Genomic DNA, 6,508 nt, shown 5'->3' with positions numbered 1-6,508 from the left:
TGCCGAACTCAGTAGTGAAACGAAACAGCGCCGATGATAGTGTAGCATTTGCTATGTGAAAGTAGGACATTACCAGGCTTCAAATTGTAGAAAGCCCGGATCTAACGATTCGGGCTTTTTTACGTCTGCAAAAAAGTGATTCAGGGATTCCTCTAGAGCGAAGGACTTCTTAGTAAATCATTTATATCGATCAGCAATAATATTTAATCAATTTGAGGGATTAAATCTGACGCTAATTGCGTTAAAAGCCTCATATATGAAACAACTGAATAACGAATTTTTTGCCCTTCTTTTATCGACTCCGCTTAGTTATTGCTCTAATCTCAATTTATGATCTGTTCAATTATGTAGTTTATAAAATGTGACAGAGCTCGTTTAGATAAAAATAGAATAATAAGGGTTTAATAATGAGTGAAATTGATAATCATCCACATGGCATTTTTTGTTGGTCAGAACTTTGTACACACAATTGGAAAGAAGGTAAGACGTTTTATACATCATTATTTGATTGGGGGTATGACGATCAACCTATTGGGGAGGACATATATTACACCATGCTACAAAAGCAAGCTGGTGATATAGCCGCTATGTATGAAATGCCTAAAGAGCAAATTAGTGAAGGGATCCCAAGTCATTGGTTGGCTTACATTGCCGTCGACAATGTTGACGATTGTGCGCTAAAAGCTAAAGAACTAGGTGCTGAAGTTATTGCCGGTCCTCATGATGTTATGAATGCAGGGCGAATGTTGATGCTAAAAGATCCTGTAGGTGCCACTGTTGCACTATGGCAAGGCAATGAGCATAAAGGTTGTAAGCACTTAGGTGAATTAAACACGCCTTATTGGCATGAGTTAGCAACCAGAAATAGTAAAGTAAGTAGAGATTTTTACTGTGCTTTACTAGGCTGGGAAAGTGAAATAAAGCCAATGGAAGGTATGAACTACACTTTATTTTTAGTAGGTGGACACCCAATTGCCGGTATGCTTGAGATGACAAGCGATTGGCCTGAAGATATTCCTGCTCATTGGATGATTTATTTTGCAGTAGAGAGCTGCGATACAGCAGTAAATAAAGCCGCTAGCCTAGGTGGACAAGTATGTGTTTCTGCAACAGATATCCCCGATGTTGGTCGTTTTAGTGTTATATGCGACCCTCAAGGTGCTGTATTTTCGGTGATCGAATCTGTTATAGATGACGTTTAAACAGTTACATTAGCTTTAGCGTTAATTTACTCGCTAGTTTGTTATAATACTCGCCAATTAAATCGTCAGAAAGTGCAGAGAACGCAATGGAATTTGAACAAGATAGCAATTTAACCCTTCCTTTATTTCTATTAGATGAATCATTAAGTAATAGAGATTTAGAGCAGCCTGATTTTGAAATATCAATTGAACTTGATGATGAGTTACTTGCTCAAATTTGCCAAAATCCAAGTGAAGATAGCAGTGTAGCTATTACCGTTAGCGGTTATGAGTTGCTTATAACTGATTCTCTGTATTTAAGTATATTAGAGCAAGAGCATGATGCGCAGATAACATTAACGCATGGGCCTCTTTTAAGTATTGTTTTGAATACTGAAGGTCAAAAAACATTCGTTTCTCCTCAAATGGATATGATGCCCACCTTCGATTTAGGTGACGAGGACGAATGAAAAAAATAATAATAAGTACATTTGTATTAATTATCCTTAGTGGTTGTGCTTACTTAGGTAATGCACATTACGATGATTTATTTGGCCCTGAACAAGCGCAAGAACGTATCGTTCCACATTCTACCCTTGCTGGAGCTGATTTTTTACAAAACGTAAAACCAGTACTCGATACCCGCTGCGTCGTTTGCCATGGTTGTTACGATGCACCTTGCCAGCTTAAGCTCTCATCCCCTGAAGGTATTGATCGAGGTTTGAGTAAAGAGCTCGTTTACGATGGAACTCGTTTATTGGCAACGACCCCAAGCCGTTTATTGTTTGATGCAACTAATACACAGCAATGGCGAGAAAAAAACTTTACGCCAGTGCTAAATGAGCGCGTACAAAGTGAAGAAGCAAACTTAGCGGGAAGTGTTTTATTTAATAGTTTAGTGTTAAAGCAAAGCTATGAATTACCAACTAATGAAGTGCTAGATGATGAATTTGATTTTTCATTAGGGCGTTCGCAAACCTGTGCAACAATGGGGGAGTTTGACCGATTAGCTGACGAGCAACCTCATGGCGGTATGCCTTATGGTTTACCTGGGGTTTCGCGCGAAGAGTTTAATCATTTACAGAACTGGCTTAAAAATGGCGGTAAAATGTCACATATTGAGCCACCAAGTAAGTATGATCAGAATAAAATAAAGGGCTGGGAAGCATTTTTAAATCAAGATAACTTAAAGTATCAGTTATCAGCACGTTATATTTATGAACATTGGTTTTTAGCACATATTTATTTTACGTCAGAAAATCCACAAAGCTTTTTCAAACTAGTTCGCTCAAGTACGCCTCCTGGTGAGGAAATAAAGTTAATTAATACGCGTCGTCCATACGATGACCCTAAAGTTAGCCGTGTTTATTATCGTTTTATGCAAGAGCGTACAACCATACTTTCTAAAACGCATTTACCACTTGAGCTTAATGAAACTAAATTACTGCGTTTGTACGAGCAGTTTATTGCGCCAGATTATACAGTTACGCAAATGCCGAGTTATGAGCCTAAGTCAGCATCTAACCCATTTAAAACTTTTGAAGTTATTCCTATTAATTCTAAATATCAATTTATGCTTGATGAAGCAGAGTTAATTATTATGGGCTTTATAAAAGGGCCTGTTTGTCGTGGTCAGATTGCTTTAAATGTTATAAATGATCACTTTTGGGTGGCATTTGCTGATCCTGATAAGGTTGCGACTCCTGCTATAGGGGAAATGTTAATGCAACATGAAGAAGCTCTAGAACTTCCTGCCGCAGAGGAAAGTAATGCGTTACCTATTTCTAGCTGGGTTAAATATTCAGTTCGTGAGAAAAAATATTTACAGGCAAAAGTTGAGCTTGCTAACGAAATGTTTAAAGGTGGCGAGCATCTTACAACTGACTTGCTTTGGAAAGGTGATGGGCACAATAAAAATGCTGCGCTGACTATTTTCCGCCATTTTGATAGTGCAACTGTTGTTAAAGGTTTTATTGGTCAAGAGCCTAAAACCACGTGGATACTTGATTATGCGTTATTTGAACGTATTCATTATTTGCTTGTGGCAGGCTTTGATGTATACGGAAATATAGGCCATCAATTGGTTACACGTTTATATATGGATTTTTTACGTTTAGAGGGAGAGCAAAACTTTTTAGCTCTATTACCTGAGCACAAGCGTAATCAAATCAAAAAGCAGTGGTACCGTAATTCACCACCTGACTTATCTAAGTTCTTTAAAAATAACCGAGAATTTAGTCAGCCAAGTGGTATTAACTATAAAACTGATGATCCACAGCATGAGCTATATACTTTGATGAAAGAAGCCTTAGCGCCAGTTTTAAGTGAAAGATACAACTACACTGAAGTACCAAAGCCGTTAAATGTAGTAAGTAATATGCCAGCAAAAGCGGTAAACTTGTTACCTCAGCTTTCTTTTGTACTTGTAAAGCAAAAAGATAATAGTCATAAGGGCTACACTATTATTCATCATAATGCGCACTACAATATTTCTAGTTTATTAAACGAAGATGGTCAACGTGCTTATGATGAAGATACCGCGACTATTGTTCCTGGCTTTATCGGTGATTATCCTGCAGCTATTTGGTATTTAAATAACGAGCAGCAAGTAAATGCTTTTGCCGAGCAATTGCCTATGATGCAAATAGAAGCCGATTATGGTGCTTTGAAATCTAAGTTTGGCATTCGACGTACTCATCCACAGTTTTGGCAATACAGCGATATATTACACGATACGGCTAAAAAATATCGTGGGATAGAATATGGAATGTTCGATTATAACCGTTTAGAGAATAGATAATTAAATAGTTTTATTTTATTAGCCCAGCTTTTTAGTTGGGCTTTTTTATTCGATGAGTATCACTTATACCAATCTGCATGAGCATCTTGGCATTAATGTTTTAGATGACGAAAACTCACTTGCTAAGTGCTTTTAAAATACGTTAATTTACGATTTTAGTATTCACTTAGGAAGTTAGCGTGCAGTCGATTGTGCAATTAATTCAATTTCAGCAATTTAATGGATTTTTACAAAGCCAAGGTCAAAGCCGCTACAATATTCACAACTTAAACTGGCAAGTTAACGAAGGTGAGCATTGGTTGCTTCTAGGTGCTAACGGTGCAGGTAAGTCAGCATTAACAGCGGCGTTAGTCGGTGAAGCTAAGTATAAAAGTGGGCAAAGAGTATGTACGTTTAAAAACCCACAGCTTGTTTCATCGGATGCGCAAAAACAGCTATTAAATAAAGAACTTAAAGAAGAAAAAAATAGCCTGGTAAAATCGCTTATTACAGATCAGCATTATAATGCTGATTTACGAAAGCAGCTTATAAAATTGTTTAAGTTTGATGAGTTATTAAATCGACATTTTAGAGATCTCTCAACCGGTGAAACGCGGAAACTTTTATTAATTAAAGCACTCAGCTCCCATAGTGAGTTAGTCGTGCTTGACGAGCCATTTGATGGACTCGACGTACAATCTTGCCAGCAACTTAATAAAATACTTATAGAGCTTAGCCACACGATTACTTTTGTTTTTGTGCTAAACCGCTTAGACGAAATCCCTTCATTCATTACTCACTATGGCTATGTAAACCAAGGTTGCTTGTTACATACTTTGGCAAAGCCAGGCAGTGAGCAATTGAGTGATTTACTAAAACTACTTCATTTAGAGCATACTTCATTGGATGTGCCATCTCCTGATACCGAACAAGAGCAAAAGGCATTCACCGGTAATACCTTAGTTAAATTGAGTAATGCTAAAGTTAGTTACAGTGATGTAAGCATATTCAAAAATCTCAATTGGACTATAGAAAAGCATCAGCATTGGCAGCTTACTGGAGCGAACGGTTCAGGCAAAACATGCTTATTAAATTTAATAACAGGTGATAACCCACAGTGTTATAACAATGACATTGAAGTGTTCGGTTTTAAACGTGGGACAGGGGAGAGTATTTGGGATATAAAACAGCATATTGGTTTTATATCTAACGCGCTACATATGGATTACCGCGTAAGTATATCGGCTTTAAATACTGTTATTTCAGGATTTTACGACAGCATAGGTTTATATCAAAAACCGAGCGACGCACAAATTAATATTGCTAAGCAGTGGCTGGCATTTATTGGTTTAAGTGACAAGCAAAGCACCTCATTCACCCAGCTATCGTACGGCGATCAGCGTATGTTATTAATTGTGCGGGCTATGGTAAAACATCCAACGTTACTTATTTTAGATGAACCTTGCTTGGGCTTAGATGAAGCAAACAGGCAGCGTGTACTGCTACTAATAGAGAAAATTTGTGCTGCCAATACAAGTACTGTGATTTATGTAAATCATCATGCGGCAGACAAAATTAAAGGAATAGAGAATTACTTAAAAATGGAAGACTTTCATTAAAAGCTCACAGAAAGGTTGAGCGAAAAATCACTCAACCATTTTTATTTTAAAGACGAGTAACGCTAAAGCCTTTATCTCGAAGTTGTTTAAGTAACCCGTGTTTTTCAGGTAAATGCAGAGCGCCTACAGCAATAAATAGCTGCTCGTTTGCTAAACGCGGTGTGAGTTGTTTAACCCAGTTATTATTGCGGTTAGTTAGCATTACTTGCTCGCTAATTTCACCGTAATTACTGTCATCAAAACTCATGTTGTAGTAGTCGGTTAGTGTGTCCATGTCACCGCTTTTCCAAGCATTAACTAATTTGATAAAGTAAGTATTAATATCGCTGAGTTGCTCAAATGTTTCTTCAATCATTTCATTGCTTAATAGCGCCATACCATCAAACATTTGTAGTTGTTGTTCTAGGGTTTCAAGCTCGCCAATTTTAATATTATGCTCTTTAGCATAACTAAGCACTTGCTTGTCTATGCCGGTTTTATCTGAATAACCTGCATTTTGAAATTCAATTTGCATCATAGTCACCATAACAGCCCAAGGCTTTAAGCCATTAAACATAGCAATATCAATCGACTTTTTAGCAAAGTAATCTTTTAACTTGGTATAATTTTGCTTTGAAAGCTCAGTTTGTAATGTTTTACCGTCACTTAGCATCATAAATGGCATTGAGCGCTGCTGCATTTCAAGTGGAGTAAGTTTGCTTATATCAACTTCAACAATGACTACTTTGCTTGCGTTAATCGCATCGGTTACATTTTTAGGTAAGCCTTTCATGCTGGCATCACCAACGTGTACGGTGCCAAATAAGTAAGAGCTAACGCCATTTTTTTCTATTTTATATAAGGCAGGAGCAGCGTAGCTGTTAAGGCTAAATGTTATAAGTAACGCCACAATAAAAAAGTGGCTAATACGGGTAAGAGCATTCATGGTT

The 6,508-nt window shown here is 37.3% G+C and carries 5 protein-coding genes; 4 read left to right on the top strand and 1 reads right to left on the bottom strand.

Going from position 1 to position 6,508, the window contains the following annotated elements:
* Positions 1 to 407 precede the first annotated feature (407 nt).
* The 4 genes from H4J63_RS14205 (at position 408) to H4J63_RS14190 (ending at position 5,579) form a co-directional block, all read left to right on the top strand.
* On the top strand, positions 408 to 1,202 hold the full coding sequence (locus tag H4J63_RS14205) for a VOC family protein (protein ID WP_182197202.1): 795 nt from the start codon (positions 408 to 410) through the stop codon (positions 1,200 to 1,202).
* 86 nt (positions 1,203 to 1,288) lie between these two features.
* The gene (locus tag H4J63_RS14200) at positions 1,289 to 1,651 is read left to right on the top strand and encodes a hypothetical protein (RefSeq protein WP_182197200.1); all 363 of its coding nucleotides are present in this window, start codon (positions 1,289 to 1,291) and stop codon (positions 1,649 to 1,651) included.
* Positions 1,648 to 3,981, top strand: coding sequence for a fatty acid cis/trans isomerase (locus H4J63_RS14195; RefSeq protein ID WP_024605315.1), 2,334 nt, complete (start codon positions 1,648 to 1,650; stop codon positions 3,979 to 3,981). Before H4J63_RS14200 ends, H4J63_RS14195 begins: the two co-directional genes overlap by 4 nt.
* Positions 3,982 to 4,172: 191 nt before the next feature.
* Positions 4,173 to 5,579 carry an ATP-binding cassette domain-containing protein gene (locus H4J63_RS14190; protein ID WP_182197204.1) on the top strand — a complete coding sequence of 469 codons (1,407 nt, stop codon included), beginning with the start codon at positions 4,173 to 4,175 and terminating at the stop codon, positions 5,577 to 5,579.
* A gap of 46 nt (positions 5,580 to 5,625) precedes the next feature.
* On the opposite strand, the gene H4J63_RS14185 is transcribed toward H4J63_RS14190, so the two are convergent.
* The gene (locus tag H4J63_RS14185; RefSeq protein ID WP_182197199.1) at positions 5,626 to 6,504 is read right to left on the bottom strand and encodes a TraB/GumN family protein; all 879 of its coding nucleotides are present in this window, start codon (positions 6,502 to 6,504) and stop codon (positions 5,626 to 5,628) included.
* Positions 6,505 to 6,508 lie beyond the last annotated feature (4 nt).

It is taken from the genome of Pseudoalteromonas sp. 5Ae-yellow (genome assembly GCF_014077565.1).
Taxonomy (GTDB): Bacteria; Pseudomonadota; Gammaproteobacteria; order Enterobacterales; family Alteromonadaceae; genus Pseudoalteromonas.
Note: the sequence above shows the minus strand (reverse complement) of the source record. Positions and strands in the feature narration are given on the sequence as shown.